This window comes from Winogradskyella psychrotolerans RS-3 (assembly GCF_000427335.1).
In the GTDB taxonomy this organism is placed as follows: domain Bacteria; phylum Bacteroidota; class Bacteroidia; order Flavobacteriales; family Flavobacteriaceae; genus Winogradskyella; species Winogradskyella psychrotolerans.
The window spans coordinates 60,708-85,115 of the sequence record NZ_ATMR01000034.1 but is presented as its reverse complement, the minus strand read 5'-3'; the positions used below and the strand labels follow the sequence as shown (position 1 = coordinate 85,115).

General features: G+C 32.7%; 14 protein-coding genes. 8 read left to right on the top strand and 6 right to left on the bottom strand.

The features are described 5' to 3' along the window. Position 1 precedes the first annotated feature (1 nt). Positions 2–691: a hypothetical protein gene (locus ADIWIN_RS02700; protein WP_020894855.1), complete on the bottom strand. Its 690-nt coding sequence runs from the start codon at positions 689–691 to the stop codon at positions 2–4. A 654-nt stretch (positions 692–1,345) separates the two neighbouring features. Between ADIWIN_RS02700 and ADIWIN_RS02695 the strand changes: the two genes are divergently transcribed. Both ADIWIN_RS02695 and ADIWIN_RS02690 read left to right on the top strand, forming a co-directional pair. Then, a complete protein-coding gene (locus tag ADIWIN_RS02695) occupies positions 1,346–2,983 on the top strand; it encodes a tetratricopeptide repeat protein (RefSeq protein ID WP_040756387.1) in 1,638 nt (545 codons plus the stop codon). A 177-nt stretch (positions 2,984–3,160) separates the two neighbouring features. Next, positions 3,161–5,356, top strand: coding sequence for a T9SS type A sorting domain-containing protein (locus tag ADIWIN_RS02690; RefSeq protein WP_020894853.1), 2,196 nt, complete (start codon positions 3,161–3,163; stop codon positions 5,354–5,356). Between the two features lie 402 nt (positions 5,357–5,758). Here ADIWIN_RS02690 and ADIWIN_RS02685 read toward each other — a convergent pair whose 3' ends face one another. After that, on the bottom strand, positions 5,759–7,810 hold the full coding sequence (locus ADIWIN_RS02685; protein WP_040756385.1) for an HD family phosphohydrolase: 2,052 nt from the start codon (positions 7,808–7,810) through the stop codon (positions 5,759–5,761). A gap of 114 nt (positions 7,811–7,924) precedes the next feature. Between ADIWIN_RS02685 and ADIWIN_RS02680 the strand changes: the two genes are divergently transcribed. Continuing rightward, positions 7,925–9,103, top strand: a complete 1,179-nt coding sequence (locus ADIWIN_RS02680; RefSeq protein WP_020894851.1) for an acetyl-CoA C-acyltransferase — start codon at positions 7,925–7,927, stop codon at positions 9,101–9,103. A 9-nt stretch (positions 9,104–9,112) separates the two neighbouring features. Next, positions 9,113–9,862: a C40 family peptidase gene (locus ADIWIN_RS02675; protein ID WP_020894850.1), complete on the top strand. Its 750-nt coding sequence runs from the start codon at positions 9,113–9,115 to the stop codon at positions 9,860–9,862. A gap of 51 nt (positions 9,863–9,913) precedes the next feature. On the opposite strand, the gene ADIWIN_RS02670 is transcribed toward ADIWIN_RS02675, so the two are convergent. After that, a complete protein-coding gene (locus ADIWIN_RS02670) occupies positions 9,914–11,200 on the bottom strand; it encodes a tetratricopeptide repeat protein (RefSeq protein WP_040756383.1) in 1,287 nt (428 codons plus the stop codon). 26 nt (positions 11,201–11,226) lie between these two features. Next, positions 11,227–13,770 carry a DNA gyrase subunit A gene (gene gyrA, locus ADIWIN_RS02665; protein WP_020894848.1) on the bottom strand — a complete coding sequence of 848 codons (2,544 nt, stop codon included), beginning with the start codon at positions 13,768–13,770 and terminating at the stop codon, positions 11,227–11,229. 422 nt (positions 13,771–14,192) lie between these two features. Here gyrA and ADIWIN_RS02660 point away from each other — a divergent pair, with 422 nt between their 5' ends. After that, a complete protein-coding gene (locus ADIWIN_RS02660; protein ID WP_020894847.1) occupies positions 14,193–16,742 on the top strand; it encodes an ATP-dependent Clp protease ATP-binding subunit in 2,550 nt (849 codons plus the stop codon). An 81-nt stretch (positions 16,743–16,823) separates the two neighbouring features. Further along, complete coding sequence (locus ADIWIN_RS02655) at positions 16,824–17,195, top strand: hypothetical protein (RefSeq protein ID WP_040756381.1); 372 nt, start codon at positions 16,824–16,826, stop codon at positions 17,193–17,195. A gap of 38 nt (positions 17,196–17,233) precedes the next feature. On the opposite strand, the gene hutH is transcribed toward ADIWIN_RS02655, so the two are convergent. Continuing rightward, a complete protein-coding gene (gene hutH, locus ADIWIN_RS02650; RefSeq protein ID WP_020894845.1) occupies positions 17,234–18,763 on the bottom strand; it encodes a histidine ammonia-lyase in 1,530 nt (509 codons plus the stop codon). 128 nt (positions 18,764–18,891) lie between these two features. Here hutH and ADIWIN_RS02645 point away from each other — a divergent pair, with 128 nt between their 5' ends. Continuing rightward, complete coding sequence (locus ADIWIN_RS02645; RefSeq protein ID WP_020894844.1) at positions 18,892–19,929, top strand: TlpA family protein disulfide reductase; 1,038 nt, start codon at positions 18,892–18,894, stop codon at positions 19,927–19,929. A 61-nt stretch (positions 19,930–19,990) separates the two neighbouring features. Here ADIWIN_RS02645 and ADIWIN_RS02640 read toward each other — a convergent pair whose 3' ends face one another. Beyond that, positions 19,991–21,547 (bottom strand): NAD(P)H-hydrate dehydratase, encoded by a 1,557-nt coding sequence (locus ADIWIN_RS02640; protein ID WP_020894843.1) that lies wholly within the window; start codon positions 21,545–21,547, stop codon positions 19,991–19,993. 386 nt (positions 21,548–21,933) lie between these two features. Between ADIWIN_RS02640 and thrA the strand changes: the two genes are divergently transcribed. Beyond that, on the top strand, positions 21,934–24,408 hold the full coding sequence (thrA, locus tag ADIWIN_RS02635; protein WP_020894842.1) for a bifunctional aspartate kinase/homoserine dehydrogenase I: 2,475 nt from the start codon (positions 21,934–21,936) through the stop codon (positions 24,406–24,408).

The following is a 24,408-nucleotide window of genomic DNA, read 5'->3' as shown; positions in this document are numbered from 1 at the left end:
GTTATAAAAATTTTTCGATTTGATCTTGCAGCTGTTTCGCTTTAATAAAACTCCTTAAACCTTTAGAGGTATCTATTGTGACCGTAACAACTTCTTTATCTCTTATTAAGTTATTCTCGCTCCCCAAACAGAAATTAATAGTGGAAATGGCCTCTGTAAACGCAGCTTTTGCTAAGTGATCTGTTGCTATTTTAGAAAGTGTTTCTTTTAGTAACGGTACAACTTTTGAAGCATAAAACTTATCTAAATCTTCGGGAGTTCCGTCGTGCACATAAACTATAGAAATTTCTTTATCTAAAGCGTCTTTAATTTCTAATTCTAAATTTTTAATATCTTTTTTAAGCTGAAGTACCGTTGGTATATCATCAGCATCTGGCGTAAAAGGAATGTTTCCATTCGATAAAAGGTAGGCATGCTTATTTATGTTGCTCAAAGAAATCGATGAAATAGAATGGACTTCTATATATTGAAATTGCGCATCGCGATCATAAATATCACATAATAAAACTACTTTTTTTTCTGCATTATAGTTGACAAAAAATCCAGAAGCAGTATCAGAATGTGTAGAGATTGCAACCTTAGGCATGCGCGGTCTTTCTTCTTTTCTTTCAATATCTGCTATTTCTTGTACTATTGCCAAAACCTCATTAGTATCTAACACAGGTAACTGTAACATTGTTTTAAAATCCATAATTGTAAGTTTTTATTCCTTACAAAATTGAACATTTATAAACCTATTTTTCTAACCGTATTCAGGGATATTGTAACATTATCTATTTTTTTTCACAAACCATATCACACTAAGTAACACCTACAAAATTGAGTTTAGATGCTTTAAAGAACCATAAGCCTAATCAACATACAGATACTTAATTTCAATGCTGTTCGGTTAACAATAGACTCGCTTTTTTTTGCCTTCTAAGCAGGCGGACCTAAGTTCTAACCCTAGTGCGATCTCAAAAAGCCTTAATAGCAATGTTGAGGCTTTTTTGTTTTTAACAAATAGTTCCATATACCTTAATAATAAAGAGGTACGCTTTTTTAATACACATTAAAAACAGATCTCTCCCACCCACAAACTATAATCAAATATCAGTTAATAATTAAAATTAATTCATGCAGGTTTTCAGAATCACACACACTATACACACACAAATTGTTTTTTTATAAAATTTGATGCTCGTTATTAATGATCCATACTACTTGTTGTTTTTAAGCAAAAATTGTATTTGATAATAATCTCGTTTTCCCTACATAAGCAGTGGGCGAGAGTAAATAGATTTATTGTATAATTAATATTATCATTACATTTATCTTTTACTAATGTTGGTCTATCCTAAATCCTATGCGTTTTTTTAGCAACTATTTTATATTTTTTTTCTGCCCTTTACTATTCGCCCAAAATACTGTACAATTAGACAGTTTATTAAGGAAAGGGATTGAGGCTCGGATTGAAATGCAATATCCGCTATCGCTAGAGATACTAACTAATGTACGAACTGTTGCCGAGGAAAATCAATGGTATAAACAGCAATTTTTGGCCTTAAATAATATTGGTACCAACTACTATGCTATGTTAGATTACGGCGAAGCGCTAGACAACTATCTTGAAGCATATACCATTGCGTTGAAACATTTGGATAATAATGAAGAGATGATAGTTTTAAACAATATTGCTATCCTTTACAGTAAAGAAGGTGATTTGCCTAAGGCTCAAGAATATTTTTTAAAAGCATATGTACAAGCAAAAGAACATAATGAAAGTATTAAAATTGGTATTTATGCCATTAACTTAGGTATTGTTGCCAATCAACTTAACAGATTGGATGAGGCAACGAATTATTTGACGGAAGCAAATGAAATGCTTCAACATAAGCCATCAATCGCTATTATTGGTGACATTGCACTGGCTGAAAACAAATATAAAAGAGGAGAGTTTCTAGTGGCACAATCCTTGGCACAACAAATATTACCAAAACTAGAACCAATTGCCAATATTGAAGAACGCGTGTTGCTTCTTATTCTACTATCCAACATTACAAAAGATATTGATGAAGGCGAAAATTCAATTTTATATGCCCAACAAGCGCTGCATGCAGCAGAAAATTATGAAAATAAAATAATGGCATACGAGCAACTTGCCACTGTGTATGAAAAAAGCAAGTTGTACAGTAAAGCACTGAGAGCCAAAGACTCTCTAATTTCGTTGAGCGCCTCGGTTAATAATATGAAGAACGGCAAACTATTTGAAACCAATAGGGTTAAATTTGAAATTGCAGATTACCAACGAGAATTAAAACTTAATAAGGAGCTAAACCAAAGGGAAACAACGACGCTTTACGGTCTGTTGGGTGCTGCTATATTGATCATTTTTCTAATTGCTTGGGCATTAAGGAATATGTATTTAAAAAACAAGCAACGCAAAATACTTAATAAACGTAGCAAAGAAATAATAAATTTGGAACTTCAAAAAAAGGAGAGTGACAATTTACTTTTGGAAAAACAGTTAGTTGCAAAAGAAACTATGGCACTACTAGAGCAAGAACGGTTACGAAATGAAATTGAAAATCGGAACCGGAAACTTGCAACAAAAGCATTACAAATTTCAAACAGAAATGAGTTATTAAAAGAAGTAATTAATAGTCTTTCAGGGCAAACAGAAGTAACCAAAAATGCATTGCTATCAAAAAAAGTAAAAGAGTTGAAAATGCTTTTGAAAGGTGATGCAGAATGGGAGAGTTTTCTAACACATTTTGAAGAGGTGAATCATGGTTTTCTTTCAACCCTTAAAAAAAATCATCCTGAACTCACTGTTAACGATATCCGTTATTTAAGTAACCTTTACATGGACCTCTCTAGTAAAGAAATTGCGTCACTTTTTAATATTACCGTAGAAGCTTCTCGTAAACGTAAAGAAAGAATAAGTAGTAAAATTGGCCTAAAGGACAGCCAGCAACTATACAGCTACATATCAAGTATTTAGCATTAGATGTCACACTTTTTATTTGAGCTGTCACAGTAATTATGTGGTAATTTCTAAGATTATGAATTTTTGTGCATAGTATTGAATTCTAATCAAAATTAAAACCATGAAAAATTAATTACTACTTACCTTTTCTTTTTAAGCTTTTGTGTTCAACCTATTTTTGCTCAATTCGAAGTGTTAGGTTCTGAAGATTATGGGAGAATTTTCTCTCTCACTTATGACGCCAATGTACCTAATAAGGTTTACGCTCATACTTTAAAAAATCATATATTAGTATCTACAGATAATGGAGCAAGCTGGGATATTCTTTACTCTTTGCCTATTGGTGAATCTGCCTCAATTGAAGAGATGAAACTAACTGCAGATGGTACAGGCTTAAGTTTTATAGCTATAACACCAAACCGTCCATATGGTGCTATAATGATTTATAATATTACATCGAATGAAGTTTCAAAAACTTTTAATTTGCCTAACCAAAATTTAAACGGCAATGCAGTATCATATTCTTTTTATGAAGGAGATTCCGATATATTATTAGTAGACACTAATTTAGGTCAAACGTTTTACACAGCAGATAGCGGATTAAGCTGGGTAACAGTTTACGATACTCAAGACTATGATGCCGTGTCTATATTTAATGTTGCTATAAGCCCTAATAATCCTGAAAAATTATTTCTTGCTAGAGGTATGGAAGCTGGCTTACTTATTTCAGAAGATGCAGGACAAACATGGGAGGTAAAGCTTGACGGTGTTAGTTTAGAAGCTATAGCTTTTGACCCTTCTAATACAGAAACCCTTTTAATTGGAACAGCTGGAACTTTTGATTCTACAATTGAAAATCTATATAAATCTACAGATGGAGGGGAGACTTTCAATATAGTACCCATCACCTGGACTACGGGAGTTTTAGATGGTATAAATACAATACATTACAATCCTCTTAATCCTTCACAGATCATTATTTTGGAAGAAAACGAAATTGCAATTTCTAGAGATTCTGGTGCCACTTGGCAAAATATAGTGTATTTGGAGGATAATCCTTTAAGTTATAGTTTCGGGAAACATGCTAGTTTCAACCCACAGAACTCTGAAGAAGTAATTATAACGAGTAATTATGTCCCTTTATTTTCAACAGATGGAGGTGAGACCGTTACATGGTTAAAAAGTCCTTATTATGCAAGTGAAGGCAATTTGGAATTGTACTTGGACGATGAAAATGCAAATTTATATTATGGTGTGCGATTTGGTTTTGTGCATCGCGATTTGAATACAGAGTTAGAATTAGAATACAATGTTTTGCCGTTTAATTTTTCATCATCTAACCCAGGCCCAACTGTTTTAGCAGATAAAATAACAGCGAATAGAATATTTACTTTAAGCCCAAGTTTCATGGGCTCTAATTTTGAAGTGAGCCATGACAATGGTGTTACAAAACATTTTTTGACCTCCTTGTATCTGAATGGGTTTACGGCGTTAGGCACCTACCCTCAAGCTAATGAAACGGTACTGGTTGCTTTTTCAGGCTTTTCGCCAAGTGATACTGTATTGAAAAAGTTTGATTTCACAGATATTAATAGTGTAGTGCAAACAGATATTACACTACCCTTTTTAGATATAATAAACGGTATCTTAATAGACAATTCTGGTAAAATTACTTTATCTGTAGGGGTGGAAATATACTCTTCTACCGACGATGGTAACACATGGAGTAACGATAGTAACGGACTAGAAGTTATGACGCCAGATGATCTTATTTTCGATTTGCAAAAGGATCCTTTTAATGCTAATACATTAGCTATAGCAACTTCAAAGGGAATATTTATTTCTACAGATAGTGGAGAAAACTGGGTACAGAAATCTACCGATTTGGTTTTTAAACTCGGCTTTTCAACAGAAACAGAAGGAGCTATTGTTGCTACAACCTATTCATCGGAAGTATCTGAGTTTTCTTTATCTTTTTCTACAGATAGTGGTGATAGCTGGGACACTTTTAATAATGGACAATTGTTGAGTATCTCTAGCCGCTCTGCTGCCTATCAATTTTATGAAAATTCAGTTAAAGTTTATATAGGAAGTTTTGATCTAGGACTGCTTACGTACACTATAGATTTTACGTCGTTGAGTCATTCAGATTACGACAAAACAAACCAAGTTATGGTTTACCCTAACCCAGTTAATGATGTTTTAAACATAAAACTACAGGATAATGCAAGTTTTAAAGTAGCCCTTTATAATATGACCGGGCAGCAAATGCTAAATGCAGATGGTATTGAAGAATTAGACATAAGTCATCTTGCTCCTGGCATGTATTTGTTACGTGTAATTTCTAGTTCTAATAAGGTTTTCCTTAAAAAAATAATTATTGATTAATTATTATTCTCTTATACTTTTAAAAAGTCCTGGAATTCATTTTCAAGGGCTTTTTTGGGTTAGAACCAATATATAATTATAGTATGAATTTATATCATTTTTAGAATTTCCTTTTGGATATATAATCTATCTCAAAAATCGGTTAAAAAGACGATCTTATTCTAAAGAAATTCAAAACATTATTAGGATTGTACTTTTCAAAAGCTACTCTTTCACCTTAGTAGTATTTAGCTTTTACTACTTCGTTACACCTTAACATACAGCTAATTAAGACGCCCCATTCCGCAAGAGTAATTTCAATAAATATCAAACCATTACAGTATAATCCATTTAGAAATAGAATAAACTTTTTTACTCTTTAAATTACATTTAAATCAGACAAAGAATAGATTTTATTTGTATTTACTCAGGATACTCAATCCTCAAATGATAAATATTAGCCAACTTAAACTTAAGTACCTTCTTTAGAGATTGGATTTCTTTAAAGGTGATATCAGCATTCAAAAACTGACCACCTTCCATCTGTTTATTGATTATGTTTTCAACAAAATCATTAATCTTAGTGCTTGTAGGTTCTTTTAAACTTTTAGAAGCTGCCTCTACGCTATCACACATCATTAGTATTGCTGTTTCTTTACTAAATGGAGTTGGTCCAGGATAAGTAAAATCTCTGATGTCAACGTTTTCATTTGTTGCCTTTTCCTTCATATAGAAATAATAGACCAAACTTGTGCCATGATGCGTTCTTATAAAATCTATAACACGATCTGGAAGATTATATTTTTTAGCGGTTTCAATGCCGTTTAAAACATGATCTATAATAATTTTCGCGCTTTCTTTATTCGATAATTCATCATGAGGATTAATACCTGTACTCTGGTTTTCCGTAAAATACGTTGGGTTATTCATCTTACCAATATCATGATATAAGGCTCCTACTCTAACTAACATGGCATTTGCACCAATCTCGTTTGCTGATGCTTCTCCTAAGTTGGCAACGTTTAAAGAATGATGAAATGTTCCGGGTGCTCTGTTAGATAGTTCTTTTAGGAGTTTAGTATTTGTATCGGAAAGCTCTAATAAAGACACATCAGAGACTAATCCGAATATTTTTTCATATATATATATCAAAGGTTGAACAAATAGTGTCGCTAAACCAGAAAGGATAAACATCCCAAAAATCTCAAACTTTAAACCTGTTAACTGTCCTTCATGAATTACAAAAAAGGCGAAGTATGCTATGATATATATAAACGTTATTTGTCCTACAGATATAAAAAGATTAGCGCGTTTGTACAATTCCGAAACAGTTAATATGGTAACCATACCAGCAATAATTTGAAGAAACATATATTCATAACTATTGGGCACTACAAAACCTAAAAGTAACACCGTAAGTACATGCGTAAACAAACCTAATCGCGCATCGAAAAAAGCCTTTAATACTAGAGGTAAAATACATAGTGGCACTACATATATATATTGAGAATTAAAGTTGATGACTAACGTACTTAAAAATATCATTAACGCGATATTGAAAAATATGAATGTAACTTTAGTGTTGTTTAAAAAAACCTCTTTTCTGTACTTACTAAGAAATAATAGTAGCATCAGAAGTGCTAAAGCCACTAACAAAGTATAGGCTATAAGAACCCAATTGTAATTGGTTGAATTCCATACTTGAGACTCATATTCAGATTTAAGTGAACTTAAAATGTCATATTGAGCTTCTTCAATAACCTGTCCTTTTGAAATTATAAGCTGATCTTTCTCTACTCGACCTCTTGTTAATGATATTCTAGACAACTCTTCTTCTAATGCCTTTTCGGTTAAGTTTTTGTTTAATTTAGTATTAGGTTTTATAACATCGAAAAAAACAGATATCATACGTTTTTTAACATCAACAGGTATTGAATTACCCATATCAGACTCAACATGAGTTCTTAAATTACTCAATTCAAATAAACTGCCATATTGAATTTCTTTTTCAACTTTATTAGCTGTCGCTAATTTTACCGGTCTATCATCCGCATAATTGTAATCTAAATCTAAAACTCCAACATTGTAAAGGTTATTTACTATTGTTTTTCCTTTTTTATATAAGTCTGAATTTTCACTAATAAAATTACTAGAGTCTTTAAACACCTGATTAAATCGTGCTAGATAATCAGAAAACACCTCATCTTTAACGTCTCTATTTATTTCAAAATAAACAAGACTTCGGTCTTTAATTTCATTTTTTTCGGCATCAATTTCAGCTTGAGATTTTTTGATAGCAAAATTAAACGGAGCATATAAATTTTCAGATTGCCAAGGCTTCCCTTTTTCAAATGAATACCTAAACTTTCCTGTTTTAGGAAACAGATATACAATAAACAATGTTGTTACAATGAACAACAAAATTTTATAGACTAAAGCGTGATTCTTATACCACTTATTGAAGAATACATTCATATACAATCAAATGTAATAAATATTAAAATTTTAGAAGGCTAATATCATTAATACATTCTCAAATCTCTCAAAAAATGTTTAATTTCGCATCAAACAACATCAAATATAATTACAATGAATAAGGACGTCGTTATCGTTTCAGCAGTAAGAACACCTATTGGAAGTTTTCTAGGAGGCCTATCTACAGTACCAGCACCAAGATTAGGAGCTGCTGCTATTAAAGGAGCTTTAGATAAAATAAACTTGAAACCTGAATTGGTTGATGAAGTCATTATGGGTAATGTTGTTCAAGCTGGTACAGGGCAAGCACCTGCCAGACAAGCCGCTATTTATGCTGGTTTGCCAAATACAGTTCCTTGTACCACTATAAATAAAGTTTGTGCTTCTGGGATGAAAGCTGTAATGCAAGCTGCACAAGCTATACAGTTAGGAGATGCAAATATTGTTGTAGCAGGTGGAATGGAAAACATGAGTTTAATTCCTCACTACTTCCACGCTAGAACCGGCACCAAATTTGGACCTGCAACATTAGAAGATGGTATGCAAAAAGATGGTTTGGTAGATGCGTATGATAATAACGCTATGGGCGTTTGTGCAGATGCCTGCGCAACGGAATATGATTTCTCTAGGGAAGATCAAGATGCTTATGCTGTTCAATCTTATAACCGCTCAAAAGCGGCTTGGGATAATGGGAAATTTAATGATGAAGTGATTCCTGTTGAAGTTCCACAGCGAAGAGGAGAACCTGTTATTGTAGACAGAGATGAAGAATACTCAAATGTAAAGATGGATAAAATTCCTGCATTACGACCTGCATTTACAAAAGACGGAACAGTAACTGCCGCAAATGCGTCTACAATTAACGATGGTGCTGCTGCCTTAGTTTTAATGAGCAGAGAAAAAGCAGAAGAATTAGGTTTAAAACCTATTGCTATTATAAAAGGATATGCTGATGTTGCACAAGAACCTGAATGGTTTACAACGTCACCATCAAAAGCATTGCCAAAGGCACTTGCAAAAGCAAACCTTGAATTGGATGCTATTGATTTCTTTGAATTTAATGAAGCGTTTTCTATTGTTGGTTTAGCAAATATGAAAATCCTAGGATTAAATGATAAAAACGTGAATGTAAATGGTGGAGCTGTTTCTTTAGGCCATCCATTAGGTTGCTCTGGTGCTAGAATCCTAGTCACGTTAATCAACGTATTACATCAAAACAATGCTAAATTAGGTGCAGCTACTATTTGTAATGGTGGTGGTGGTGCATCTGCAATGGTATTAGAACGCGCTTAACTAAATCCTATGCAATACGGCATTTGCAATCTTGGAATTGTACCAATACGATTAGAACCTACCGATACCAGTGAAATGGTAACGCAGGCATTATATGGTGATTATTTTAAGGTCTTAGAACAACGTAAACAATGGAGTCGTATTCGCTTTGCTTTTGATAAGTATGAAGGTTGGATAGATAATAAACAATATCTCGAAATTGAAGAATCTAACTACAATAATTTGGATAAGTCTGATATTAATTTATCTAAAGACTTAATTGAATTTGTTTCAGATACTTCTAATAATTTATATCCTATTCCTGTTGGATCAGATTTAAATAGTTTAGCTTTATTTAATCATAACTTTGATGGCACTGCGTTAACTTCAAAAAGCACTAAAGAGAATATTATAAAATCCTCTTTTCTGTTTTTGAATGCTCCCTATTTATGGGGAGGAAAAACGCCTTTTGGAATTGATTGTTCTGGCTTTACTCAAATGGTCTATAAGCTTAACGGTTACAAACTTTCTAGAGATGCATCTGAACAGGCAACACAAGGTGAAGCCTTAAGTTTTATTGAAGAAAGTGAACCAGGTGATTTAGCCTTTTTTGATAATGCAGAAGGCAATATTACGCATGTTGGTATTATAATGGAAGATAATTATATTATTCATGCCCACGGTAAAGTAAGAATTGATCGCTTAGACCATAGTGGTATCTATAATATTGATAAAAACATACATACCCATAAGTTAAGGGTTATTAAAAAAATTGTATAAAAAAAAGCGACTGAAAAGTCGCTTTTTTTCTTTTATGTTTTACCGTAATTTTTAATTACCGTTTGCTGAAGCTTCAATTTCCTCAACCTTAGTTCGCATAGCTTTGAATTTATCAGTTTCACCAAGTGCACTGTAAATATTCATTAATGTTCTTGCAGCATCAACATTAGTACTTTTCAATTCTAACGCCTTTTCTAAATAAGGGATAGCTTGTTGATATACTTGAGTACGCTTTTCCTTTAATTCATCATACTTCTTATTATCAGCGCTACTTGTTCCTAAATTATTCATTTTTTCAACAATATCAGCTTCTCCATTTAAAATTACTACTGCTAAATTATTATAAGCATCAACATAGTTTGGGTTAATGGCAAGAGCTTTTTCATAATATTTTATAGCTGCCTCTGAGTTACCACCTTCTGCTGCTAATACTCCTAAATTATATTGTAATTCAGCATTATTAGGATCCTTTTCAGTCGCTTCCTCCATTAAAGATCTAAACTTCTCTTTATTTCCCATTTTAAGGTAAACATTCGCTTCTGATAATAATAAACCAATATCATCTGGATTTTCACCTCTTGCATCTGCCATAGCTCCTAATGCTTTTTCATTATCCCCTTGAGAAACATATATTAAAGCAATATTCTTTACAATTTCAGCCGTTTTTGATTGACTTTTTTCATCTCTTGGATCCTTATGTAACTTCGCTTTTACAGAAAAATCTCTTGATGATTTATTAGCAAAGTTTTCCTCCTCACCTGTTTCAACATTAGTAGCATAATAATTCATTTGCACACCACTATACCCCATGTTTTTAAGTTGTACGTAATAATCTAACGCAGTATTGTAATCTGGTTCTGATACTGCTGCAGAAGCTGCATAATATAAATATAATGTATCCTTAGGAGACATTCTATATACTTTTTCAAAACCTTTTGCCGCTACTTTATAATTTTTATTAGTAAATGCGTCATTAGCTTTAGTTAAAAAAGAATTAACCATCCCTGTAGTCATTTCATTAGCTTCTTGGGTATATTTTAATTTCCCCATCTTAGATTCTAAGTCTTTCAAATTATCTAAACTTGTTATAGCTTCATCAATATTAGCATCTGTACCCGCACCATTTGCATACAATGCCTGTGCTTTTAATAAATAAAATTTAGCCTTAGACTTATCGTCCATACTTCCAATTAAAGCTTCTGCCTCAGCTGTTGCTGATTTAGCATCAGCAAAATTTGAATTTTTAAGTGCTTTCTCTATTGCCTTTATCTCATTTTTTTGCGCAAAAGACAATGACGTAATTGCTAAAACTAGCACTAGTGTCAGTAATTTTTTCATCTTGTATTAAATCGTTTTATTGTTAATTATTCGCTTTCTGTGTCATTATTATCAATAGCTGTGCCATTTTCAATAGAGTCTTCATTGTCCAATACCTCAGCATCTATATCTATTATAGCTTCCTCTTCATCATCTTTCATTACTTTAGCTACGGCAGCAATAGAATCGTTTCCTTTTAAGTTAATAAGTTTTACACCTTGTGTTGCTCTACCCATTACACGTAAATTAGCTACAGCCATTCTAATTGCAATACCAGACTTATTAATAATCATTAAATCATCTTCATCGGTTACATTCTTAATAGATACTAAGTTACCTGTTTTTTCTGTAATAGAAATAGTTTTTACACCTTTTCCACCTCTATTGGTAATTCTGTAATCTTCTAAACTAGAACGTTTTCCATAACCATTCTCAGAAACTACAAGAATATTGCTTTCCATATCATCTACGGCAATCATACCTATTACCTCATCTGTTTTCTCATCTTGAAGACGGATACCTCGAACACCAGAAGCATTTCTACCCATTGGTCTTGTTTTCGCTTCTTCAAAACGAATTGCCTTACCAGATTTTAAGGCTAACATCACTTGGCTCTCACCTGTTGTCAACTTCGCTTCTAATAAAACATCATCCTCCTTAATAGTAATGGCATTAATACCATTAGATCTCGGTCTAGAATATTGCTCTAAAGATGTTTTCTTAACCTGACCTTGTTTCGTTGCCATAATGACATAATGACTATTAATGTAGGCTTCATCTTTTAAATCTTGAGTACAAATAAAAGCCATCACTTTATCATCTTGCTCAATATTTATTAAATTCTGAATCGCTCTACCCTTAGATGTTTTTGATCCTTCTGGAATTTCATAAACACGCATCCAGAAACATTTTCCTTTCTGAGTAAAGAACAACATGTATTGGTGGTTTGTTCCCACAAATAAATGTTCTAAGAAATCTTCGTTACGAGTCGTTGATGCTTTTTGTCCAACTCCTCCTCTATTCTGAGTTTTATATTCTGTCAGTAATGTGCGCTTAATGTAACCTGCATGAGAAATTGTGATTACAACTTGCGCATCAGGTATCATATCTTCAATACTTAAATCTCCACCTGCATATTCAATTATAGAACGGCGCTCATCACCATATTTATCTCTAACAACCACTAACTCCTCTTTAATAATAGACATACGACGATCTTTTCTTTCTAAGATATCTTTAAGGTCTATAATTGTTTTCATGATGTCATCATATTCAGAACGTAATTTATCTTGTTCTAAACCTGTTAACTGACGCAAACGCATCTCTACAATGGCTTTTGCTTGAATCTCAGATAATTTAAAACGTTCAATTAAACTATTACGAGCCTCTTCTGCATTAGATGAAGCACGAATAATTTTAATAACTTCATCAATATTATCAGAAGCTATAATTAAACCTTCTAAGATATGTGCACGTTCTTCTGCTTTACGCAATTCATAAGTTGTACGTCTCACAACAACTTCATGTCTATGCTCTACGAAATAATGAATTAATTCTTTTAAATTCAATAATTGCGGACGACCTTTAACTAGTGCAATATTATTTACACTAAAAGACGTTTGTAAAGCCGTATATTTATATAACTTATTAAGAACGATATTTGGAATTGCATCACGTTTTAAAACGTAAACAATTCGCATACCATTTCTATCCGACTCATCACGTATAGAAGCAATACCATCCATTTTCTTTTCGTTAACTAAATCAGCAGTCTTTTTAATCATGTCTGCTTTGTTAACTTGGTAAGGAATCTCAGATACAATGATACATTCTCTGCCTTGTACTTCTTCGATAATTGCTTTTGCACGCATTACAATCCGTCCACGACCTGTATGGAAAGCTTCTTTAACACCGTCGTAACCATATATTGTTCCACCTGTTGGAAAATCTGGTGCTTTAATGTGTTGCATTAACTCATCGATTTCTATATCATTGTTTTCGATATAAGCTATAGTACCATCTACAACTTCGGTTAAGTTATGCGGAGGCATATTGGTAGCCATACCAACGGCAATACCAGATGCACCATTTACTAAAAGCCCTGGGATACGCGTTGGAAGAACAGTCGGTTCTTCTAATGTATCATCAAAGTTTAATTTATGATCTACAGTTTCTTTATCAATATCTGCCAACATGTCTTCAGATATTTTACGCATTCTAGCCTCTGTATAACGCATTGCTGCAGGACTATCACCATCAACAGATCCAAAGTTACCTTGCCCATCAACTAACATATAACGTAAACTCCATTCTTGAGCCATACGTACCATTGCATCATAAACTGAGGTATCTCCATGTGGGTGATACTTACCTAAAACTTCCCCAACTATTCTTGCTGATTTTTTATGTGCACTATTAGCTCTAATACCTAGCTCGTGCATACCGTAAAGCACACGTCTATGAACTGGTTTTAAACCATCTCTTACATCTGGTAACGCACGTGACACAATGACCGACATTGAATAATCAATGTAGGCCGATTTCATTTCATCTTCAATGTTAATTGGAATGAGCTTTTCTCCTTCTGCCATATATAAAATTAATTAGTTTTTGTGAATTTCAATAACGTGCTAATATAACCAAAATACTACTGTTTATATACAAAATCAATCAGGTTTTTGGGAATTTTTATTAACAATATTTAATATCTTTTTCGTTAATAAGTATCTCTTTTTTTCCTTTGATTTAAAATGCTTTTTTACTCTCTTCGTTTCAAACATTTGATAAACATCAAATAAGTCTTAAAACGACACCTGTAATTCGTTTCTATTGCACTCATAGTTCACTAATAAACAAAACCTTAGCAAAAAAACCCTGAGATTTTAATTATTTATTCAAGTACAATTTAATTCAAGTTATTTAGGACTCATTTTAAAATTCATTTGGTTTAGGTATAGTTTTTGACCTATACTCAATATGTTTTTATTATTTTTAAAGCAGAAAGGAATTTAATATGGATGATAATTTTTCCCCAAGAGTTAAAGATGTTATTGCTTATAGCAAAGAAGAAGCGTTGCGTTTAGGTCATGACTTTATTGGAACTGAACATTTAATGCTAGGTCTATTAAGGGATGGCAATGGTAAAGCGATAGATATTTTAAGTGCCTTAGATGTGGACTTAAACCATCTAAGACGCAAAGTAGAGATATTGAGTCCGGCTAACCCTAATATCGTAACAACATCTAACGAAAAAAAGAACTTACACCTAACTAGGCAAGCTGAGCGTGCTTTAAAAACAACATTTTTAGAAGCCAAATTATTTCAAAGCACCTCAATAAATACGGCACATCTATTATTGTGTATTTTAAGAAATGAAAATGACCCTACAACCAAGCTTTTAAATAAGCTAAAAGTAGATTATGATAACGTTAAAGAAGAATTTAAATCTATGATAACTAGCGAAGATGATTATTTAGACACTCCCAAAGCAGAATCGTTTTCTGATGATGACATGAATGAAGAGGAAGAAACAAAGCAGAATCCATTTAGTGGACAATCTAATAAAACGAATAAAAAATCAAAAACACCTGTTTTAGATAACTTTGGAAGAGACTTAACTGTACTTGCAGAAGAGGATAAATTAGATCCTGTTGTTGGTAGAGAAAAAGAAATACAACGTGTATCTCAAATTTTAAGTCGAAGAAAGAAAAACAACCCTTTATTAATAGGAGAACCTGGAGTTGGTAAATCTGCCATAGCTGAAGGTCTTGCCTTGCGAATTGTAAAACGTAAAGTCTCACGTACTTTATTTAATAAGCGCGTAGTAACTTTAGATTTAGCAAGTTTAGTCGCTGGCACAAAGTATAGAGGACAGTTTGAAGAACGTATGAAAGCCGTTATGAACGAGCTTGAAAAGAATGATGATATTATTCTGTTTATAGATGAAATTCATACTATTGTTGGTGCTGGTGGAGCAACCGGAAGTTTAGATGCTTCTAATATGTTTAAACCTGCTTTAGCAAGAGGAGAGATACAATGTATTGGTGCAACTACTTTGGATGAATACAGACAATACATTGAAAAAGATGGGGCTTTAGAGCGTCGTTTTCAGAAAGTCATTGTTGAACCAACTTCGGTTGAGGAAACTATTGAAATTCTAAACAATATTAAAGGTAAGTACGAAGAGCACCACAATGTTAATTATACTGATGAAGCTATTGAAGCTTGTGTAAAATTAACGAGCCGTTATATGACGGAACGCTTTTTACCAGACAAAGCTATCGATGCTTTAGATGAAGCAGGTTCTCGTGTACACATTACAAATATTGATGTACCTAAACAAATACTTGAATTGGAGAAAAAGCTTGAAGAAGTTAAAGAAACCAAGAATAGTGTCGTTAAAAAACAGAAATATGAAGAAGCCGCAAAGCTTAGAGATGATGAAAAACGACTAGAAAAAGAATTGGCTACTGCCCAAGAAAAATGGGAAGAGGAAACCAAACAACATCGTGAAATTGTTACAGAAGATAACGTTGCTGATGTCGTTTCTATGATGACAGGTATTCCAGTAAATAAAATTGCGCAAACTGAAATTAATAAACTCTCTAAATTACCTGAACTAATAAAAGGAAAAGTTATTGGTCAAGACCAAGCAGTTTCTAAGGTCGTTAAAGCCATTCAGAGAAATAGAGCTGGACTAAAAGACCCTAATAAACCAATTGGTTCATTTATCTTTTTAGGACAAACTGGTGTTGGTAAAACACAACTAGCAAAAGTATTAGCGCGCGAATTATTTGATAGCGACGATGCTCTTGTTAGAATTGACATGAGTGAGTATATGGAGAAATTTGCTATTTCTCGTTTAGTTGGTGCACCTCCAGGATACGTAGGTTACGAAGAAGGTGGTCAATTAACTGAAAAAATAAGACGTAAGCCTTATGCTGTTGTACTTTTAGATGAAATTGAAAAAGCACATCCAGATGTCTTTAATATGTTACTGCAAGTTCTAGACGATGGGTATTTAACAGATAGTTTAGGTCGTAAAATTGATTTTAGAAATACAATCATTATAATGACTTCGAATATTGGAGCTAGAAAATTAAAAGATTTTGGAAGTGGAGTTGGTTTTGGTACTGCAGCAGCAGTTGCTCAGGAATCAGACCATGCCAAAGGTGTGATAGAAAATGCGTTGAAAAAAGCCTTTGCACCAGAGTTCTTAAACAGAATTGACGATGTTATTGTATTTAATGCCTTAGAGAAAGAAGATATTGGTAAAATTATTGATATTGAAATGGCTAAGCTTATAGAAAGAATAAAAGACTTGGGTTATGAACTGAAACTTTCAGATAAGGCCAAAGGTTATATTGCAGAAAAAGGCTTTGACAAACAATATGGTGCAAGACCTCTTAATAGAGCGATTCAGAAATATGTTGAAGATGCACTAGCAGAAGAAATTATCAATTCTAAAATTCATGAAGGTGATATCATAACAATGGATTTGGATAGTAAAACAGAAGAATTAAGTATTAGTATAAAATCATCTAGTAAGACGACTGAATCTTAATTCTAATCAAAAATAATATTTTAAACTCCTTCATAATGAAGGAGTTTTTTTTTATCTTATTAGAAGAAATACCTTTAAAAAATGATACAAAAATTGTCTTTCGACTTTGGGGAATTAACTATTCACGAAAATTATGTGTTAGCTGTGATGAAAGAGGGTGTTACTATTTCTCCAAGTTACAATGATGTTTTAATGGATATAAGTAAAACCTATTATAATAACAAACAATTTATTTATATTACGCATAGAGTCAATTCGTATTCTGTAAATCCACAAATCTATTATCAAACTGAGAAAATTGAAAATTTAATAGGTTTTGCTGTGGTTTCTCATAATTATCAGGCAAAATTGAATGCGCAAATAGAAAAAATGTTTTTCAAAAAGCCTTTCAAGATTTTTACTGAATTAGAAGATGCTATGACATGGGCAACAGAAATAACTCAAACCAATTAATAAAACTTATTAGTTGTATTAGTTATTAAAATTCAAATTTATTTTAAATCGTAATGATTCAAAAACAATTCATCAATATCAATATCTACATCTTTTAAAAATTGAATTGAAGCCTCTATAGAATCATGTAACACTTCATCTACTTTTATAAATGGCACCACTTTTCTATATTGCTCTAAAAACGATTCTAATAAAGGAGATGTTTTTAAAGGTCTTCTAAATTCTAAGGCTTGTGAAGCATTCATCAACTCAATAGCAATTACGCGTTCTACATTTGTAACTAAAGTATACGCTTGTGTAGCAGCATTGGCTCCCATACTTACATGATCTTCTTGTCCGTTACTAGATACAATACTATCTATACTTGCCGGAGTTGCCATTTGTTTATTAGCACTAACAATACTTGCTGCGGTATATTGTGGAATCATAAAACCAGAATTAAGACCTGGATTATCAACTAAAAATGCAGGTAAACCTCTTAAACCTGATACGAGTTGAAACACGCGTCGTTCTGAAATATTACCAATCTCAGCCATGGCAATCTTTAAGTAATCTAAAGCCAAGGCTAAAGGTTGACCGTGAAAATTTCCTCCTGAAATAATTAAATCCTCTTCGTGAAAAATATTAGGATTATCCGTTACCGAATTAATTTCAGTTAAAATCACCTTCTCAACAAAGTCTAAGGTATCCTTTGTTGCTCCATGTACCTGAGGAATACAACGAAATGAATAGGGATCTTGTACATGTTCTTTTTCTCGCGTAATAAGCTCACTTCCTTTAAGAAATTCATTAAAACGCCTTGCCACTTTACGTTGTCCAGGATGTGGTCTTACCGCATGTACTAAATCATGAAAAGGATCCAAGCGACCATCAAAAGCATCTAAGGAAATACTGGCAATAATATCTGCTAAATAAGATGTTTTATGAGACATCAACAGTAAATAAACACCGTAAGCACTCATAAACTGCGTTCCATTTAATAAGGCTAAACCTTCTTTAGCTTCAAGAGTAATGGGTTTCCAATTAAACTCTTCTAAAATAGTTGCGGCATCGTACTCCTTAGAGTTATGTACCACTTTTCCTTTACCTAATAAAGGCAAAGCTAAATGTGCAAGTGGAGCTAAATCACCCGATGCCCCTAAAGAACCTTGGGTAAAAACAAATGGAAATATATCATTATTAAAAAACTCTATAAGTCTATTTACCGTAGCTAACTGCACTCCACTATGACCATAACTAAGTGATTGTATTTTTAAAAGCAACATCACTTTAACTATAGATTCAGGAACCCGATCACCTGTTCCACAAGCATGAGACATCACTAAATTTTCTTGCAATTGACTTAAATCAGCATCTGAAATCTTTACATTGTATAAAGATCCAAAGCCTGTGTTAATGCCATACATTGGTTTTTTTTCACTAGCTAACTTTTCGTCTAGATACGTTTTACATTTCTGTATATTATTTGCTGATGCTTCTGAAAGTTTTAGCTTTTTATTTTTATAAAAAATATTGTAAATTGTTACAATATCTAAAGCGTCAGAAGAAATGATATGATAGTTATCCATGAGGAGTGATTTTAAGTTCTCAAAATTTGGGAATATAATTGGATTCTACAAGATTTTGTTAATAATTCATTACACCTATAAATTAATCTTTTAATGTTTATTTTTGTGTTCGAACAAAAAAACTAGTTATGAAACGATTATTATTACTTGGTATTGCTGCAACTTTATTTGCATGCAAAGGAGAACCTAAAGATTATGTTACACTTTCTGGGAAGATTGTAAACCCTGATGAAAGTAAAACACTTAAAGTTTTTCAAGGACGCAATTTTGAAAAAATTATTACCATTAATGAAGATGGCACATTTAAGGATACTTTAAAAGTTGTTGCTGGAGATTTCAACTTCCAACATGGAAAAGAATACGGTCAGATTTACCTAGAAAATGACAATACAACGTCTTTTGAAACGGATTATGAATCATTTATAGATTCTATGGTGTTTAAAGGAGATGCGTCAGATCTAAATAACTTTTCTGTTCAATCTTTTTTAATTTCTAAAACTTATTTCACTGAAGATTTAGTAGGTACTAGTGATATGGGAAAAGTTGAAGAAGCTATTAAAGATTATAAATCTGCATACGAAGATTTAAAAATCAAATATACTGATGTAGATTCTACTCATGTTGCTATTATGGATAAAAACATAAATATGACAGTTCAGCAACTTTCTAAATTTATGGAGAATAAACAAGCGACAATTAACGCTTTCCCTAAAGGATCAGCTTCTCCTGCTTTTGATAATTACGAAAATTATGCAGGTGGTAAAACTTCTCTTTCAGATTTAAAAGGCAAATATGTTTACATCGATTTATGGGCAACTTGGTGTGGTCCTTGTATAAAAGAAATACCTGCTCTTAAAGAAGTTGAAAAACAATACGAAGGAAAGAATATAGAATTTGTAAGCATTTCTGTTGATGAAGGTCGTGGTTATAAAGGTGATGCTTCTGAAGCTTATAAAGGCTGGAAAAAAATGGTTAGCGAAAAAGAATTAGGTGGCATGCAATTAATTGCAGATGATGGTTTTAGATCACAGTTTATACAAGACTATAAAGTTAATGGTATTCCAAGATTTTTATTAATAGATCCTAATGGAAATATTGTGAGTGCAGATGCACCGAGACCTTCTAGTTCTGCATTAATAGATTTATTTAATGAGTTGAGTATATAATTTCTACCTCATTTAAGAAAAGCCTGTATAAATTTAATTAAGCAGGCTTTTTTTTATGCCTTTATTTCTCTTGTTGTCCCTCTTCTTCTTGCGGCTGCTCTGGTTGTTTAAACAAATCGATATAAGCTTCACCAATAGTTTCTATAATATGACTCGCTATTAAACTTTGGTAACCATAATCTTCTATGGAAATATCAGCAGATTTCCCATGTAAATACACTCCAAAAATGGTTGCTGCCAAAGGCGTGTAACTTTGAGCTATTAATCCCGAAATAATTCCGGTTAAAACATCTCCACTTCCCGCTGTGGCCATACCTGGATTTCCGGTAGTATTAACGTACAGTTTCTTTTTATTTACCGTTATAGAATGTGCTCCTTTAATTAAGACAATAACATTATGCTTTTCTGAAAATGATTGAACCTTTTTAAGCATCTCAAAATCATCTGACCACTTCCCTACCAAACGTTCTAACTCTTTTAAATGAGGCGTTAGAACAGTTTGTTCTGGTAAAAATTTTAAAAGTGTTTTCTTTTGTGATAATAAATTCAAACCATCTGCATCAATAACTAATGGTGTTTTATTTTTCTTTAAAAAGGCTTCAAATGTTTTTGCTGTTTCTTCAGACGTATCTAATCCTACTCCAACACCTATAACGGTTGGTTTTATTTCGAAATTAATATTTGAAATATGAGTTTCATTGTCATCTGTAATAACCATAACTTCTGGTATAGCCGTTTGCAAACTATGATACCCACATTTTGGAATATACGCTGTTACCAATCCTGCTCCAGAACTTAAAGCTGCTCTACTCGCTAAGTTAACGGATCCTATTTTACCGTAGCTTCCTCCTAAAATCATAACATGCCCAAAATCACCTTTATGAGCAAATTTCTTTCTAGGTTTATATAAAGGTAAAACTTCATGCTTTGAAATTAACTCTACCTCTGTTTCGGTTTGCATTAAATAATCGCGATCTATCCCTATATCTAACGCCTCCCATTGTACAGTATATTTTTCGGTTTCGGGTAAAAAGAAAGCCAATTTAGGCGATTGAAAACTTAAAGTATAATTAGCATAAACCACCGCATTTTCATCTTCTACAGCTTTATCTGCATATAACCCTGAGGGCATATCAATAGATAAAGTAAATGCCTTAGAGGTTTTAAACTTTTGAAATAATGAGCTGACCCAATCATTTGGTGGTCGGTTTAAACCAATACCAAAAATAGCATCAACAATAATGTCATCCACACCGATTTCAATTTCAGTTAAGTCTTCTTTACAGCTCAACATCGTTGGCCATTTTTTAGTCACCGTTTTAATACGATCGTAATTGATTAAAAAGTCTTTAGAACGTTTATCACTACAATTAACAATATAAGTCGTCACATTATAACCGTGCGTAATTAAGTGTCTTGCTAATACCAATCCATCACCACCATTATTTCCAATGCCGCAAAACACATGTATAGATACTTGTGCGCCTTGCATACGCGTATGTATCCAATTAAATATTTGTGTTCCAGCGCGCTCCATTAAATCTGTAGAAGAAATATTTTGGCGTTCTGTAGTTAATTTATCTCCTTCGTAAATTTGTTCTTTCGAAAATAATTTCATGTTATTATAAGTATTGTTTTATAGATGTTTAATGTCATATTCGTAAATTGATTTTCCTTAAGCTTGAAAATTCTATTCATAAATAGCACTCGTATGATTTTAAAAGCGTTTGCAAATAGCAAGTTTTGTTTCATTTTTAATAATAAGAAGCGCTATTTTTAACAAATCCTTAAAAAGAAACGAATTGTTTTTTATTGTTATAAAAATAATACATTTGAGATGTAATGAAGAAAAAAAATAACATATCAATAATTTCCAATTCACATTCTATGTGTGTATTTATGTTTATTATTTCAACACGTATTACCCTTTGGGGTAATTTATAATATGCTCTCCGTCCCTTATTGTCTATACAGACATTTTTATTCTCTTAAAATATATTTAGTATGAAAGTTCTCAAGTTTGGTGGAACATCAGTTGGTTCAGCCGAAAACATAAATAAAGTTATTTCAATTTTAGACCAACAATCTAAAAACACTAATATCGCTGTCGTTGTATCTGCAGTTGGTGGCATTACAGATAAATTATTAGAAGCTGGTAATTTAGCCTGCGATAAAAATTTAGACTACAAACAGAAGTATGATGTCATATGGTCTATTCATAATTCTGTAATTGAAGGTTTATTTTTTAATCCTAAAAAGGATAAAGCAATCCAAAAACAACAAGACGATTTACATGATTTAATTACAGAAAAATTAACTGACCTAAAAAGTCTCTTAGATGGTATTTATCTCATTAATGAATTGTCTCCAAAAACTAAAGATAAATTATTAAGTTTTGGTGAAAAACTATCATCTACTATAATTTATCATACCTTAAAATCGAGAGCCGTTGACGCGACTTTGAAAAATTCGCAAGAGCTAATCGTTACAGATTCTAATTTTAATAATGCTACGGTATATTTCGATATTACAGACGCTAATATCCAGACCTTTTTTAATTCAAACTCTAGTCCTATTGTTTTACTTCCTGGTTTTGTTTCAAACTCTATTAACGGTGAAATAACAACTTTAGGTCGTGGTGGTTCAGATTACACGGCTGCTATTATTGCTGCAGCAATGGATGCTGATGAATTACAAATCTGGACAGACGTTAGCGGCATGTATACGACTAATCCTAAATTAGTAAAACAAGCCGCACCAATTGTCGAATTATCGTATCAAGAAGCTGTAGAGTTGTCTCATTTTGGAGCAAAAGTTTTATACCCTCCAACAGTTATGCCCGTACTTAAAAAGAAAATTCCGATTGTTATTAAAAACACACTCGATCCAGAAGCTATCGGTACTACAATTACTCAAAACGTAACGCCAAATGGAAATTCGCCTGTAAAAGGAATTAGCAACATTGATAACGTAGCCTTACTCACCTTACAAGGAAATGGTATGGTTGGTGTGCCTGGATTTAGTAAACGCTTATTTGAGACACTAGCACAAGAGAAAATTAATATCATTTTAATTACGCAATCATCTTCAGAACATACCATTTGTTTCGGAATATCAGATCTCGATGCACAACGTGCTAAGATAGCTATAGACACGGTTTTTGAATATGAAATTGCGCTTCAAAAAATTGATCCTATTGTTCTGGAAACCAATTTATCTATCATCGCCGTAATTGGTGATAAAATGAAAAATCATCAAGGAATAAGTGGAAAAATGTTTAGTACACTTGGTAAAAATAATGTCAATATTAGAGCTATTGCTCAAGGTGCTTCTGAACGTAATATTTCTGCTGTGATTCATAAAAACGATGTAAAAAAAGCATTAAATAGTTTACACGAGCAGTTTTTTGAAATCAAAACCAAACAAATCAACCTCTTCATTACTGGTGTTGGCAACGTTGGAGAACGACTTATAGAACAGATAAAACAACAAAAAGGATATTTAAAAGAGAACTTTAAAATCAACTTAAGAATTGCTGGTTTATCAAATTCTAGAACCATGGTCGTTAACGACGAAGGTATTAATTTAAAGAACTGGAAACAGGAACTCGAAAACGGTGAAAAAGCTAGTTTAGATGGCTTTTTTGAGCATGCAAAACACTTAAACTTAAGGAACTCTGTTTTTGTGGATATCACTGCAAATGAAGCCGTATCTAATAGTTATGGTAAGTACCTTAAACAAAGCATTTCTGTAGTCGCTTGTAATAAAATAGCATGTTCTGGGAATATTGAATACTACAATGAATTAAAAACATTATCGCGACAATATAATGCATCATTTTTATTTGAAACTAATGTTGGTGCAGGTTTACCTGTATTAGACACCTTGAGTAATTTGATAACTTCAGGAGATAAAATAAATACGATCCAAGCCGTTTTATCTGGAAGTCTTAATTTTATCTTCAATAATTTTAATGCTGAAACCACTTTTTATGATGTTGTAAAACAAGCACAAGAAGAAGGCTATACAGAACCAGATCCTAGAATAGATTTAAGCGGCATTGATGTGGCTCGTAAAGTTTTAATTTTAGCGCGTGAAAGTGGGCATGCTATTGAATTATCACAACTTGAAAGTGATAATTTCTTAACCGAAAATGCTTCAAAATCTGATACTGTTGATGACTTTTTCAAAACATTGATTGAAGACGAAGCCTATTATCAAGGCTTATTTAAATCGGCACAAGACCATAACTGCCAACTAAAATTTGTTGCAGAATTTAATGATGGTAAAGCTAAAGTTGGACTTCAAGAAATACCAGAAGGACATCCGTTTTACAACTTAAAAGGAAAAGATAATATTGTCATGTTTTACACGCAACGCTATCCTGAGCAACCCTTAATCATTAAAGGTGCTGGTGCTGGTGCAGATGTTACAGCGTCTGGGTTATTTGCTGATATCATTAGAATCGCTAATAACTAA

Coding starts and splice junctions, on each gene's coding strand:
- ADIWIN_RS02655 (WP_040756381.1), top strand. CDS start 16,824: ATGATACAAAAATTGTCTTTCGACTTTGGGGAATTAACTATTCACGAA.
- ADIWIN_RS02645 (WP_020894844.1), top strand. CDS start 18,892: ATGAAACGATTATTATTACTTGGTATTGCTGCAACTTTATTTGCATGC.
- ADIWIN_RS02680 (WP_020894851.1), top strand. CDS start 7,925: ATGAATAAGGACGTCGTTATCGTTTCAGCAGTAAGAACACCTATTGGA.
- ADIWIN_RS02695 (WP_040756387.1), top strand. CDS start 1,346: ATGCGTTTTTTTAGCAACTATTTTATATTTTTTTTCTGCCCTTTACTA.
- ADIWIN_RS02675 (WP_020894850.1), top strand. CDS start 9,113: ATGCAATACGGCATTTGCAATCTTGGAATTGTACCAATACGATTAGAA.
- ADIWIN_RS02640 (WP_020894843.1), bottom strand. CDS start 21,547: ATGAAATTATTTTCGAAAGAACAAATTTACGAAGGAGATAAATTAACT.
- thrA (WP_020894842.1), top strand. CDS start 21,934: ATGAAAGTTCTCAAGTTTGGTGGAACATCAGTTGGTTCAGCCGAAAAC.
- hutH (WP_020894845.1), bottom strand. CDS start 18,763: ATGGATAACTATCATATCATTTCTTCTGACGCTTTAGATATTGTAACA.
- ADIWIN_RS02670 (WP_040756383.1), bottom strand. CDS start 11,200: ATGAAAAAATTACTGACACTAGTGCTAGTTTTAGCAATTACGTCATTG.
- gyrA (WP_020894848.1), bottom strand. CDS start 13,770: ATGGCAGAAGGAGAAAAGCTCATTCCAATTAACATTGAAGATGAAATG.
- ADIWIN_RS02660 (WP_020894847.1), top strand. CDS start 14,193: ATGGATGATAATTTTTCCCCAAGAGTTAAAGATGTTATTGCTTATAGC.
- ADIWIN_RS02685 (WP_040756385.1), bottom strand. CDS start 7,810: ATGAATGTATTCTTCAATAAGTGGTATAAGAATCACGCTTTAGTCTAT.
- ADIWIN_RS02700 (WP_020894855.1), bottom strand. CDS start 691: ATGGATTTTAAAACAATGTTACAGTTACCTGTGTTAGATACTAATGAG.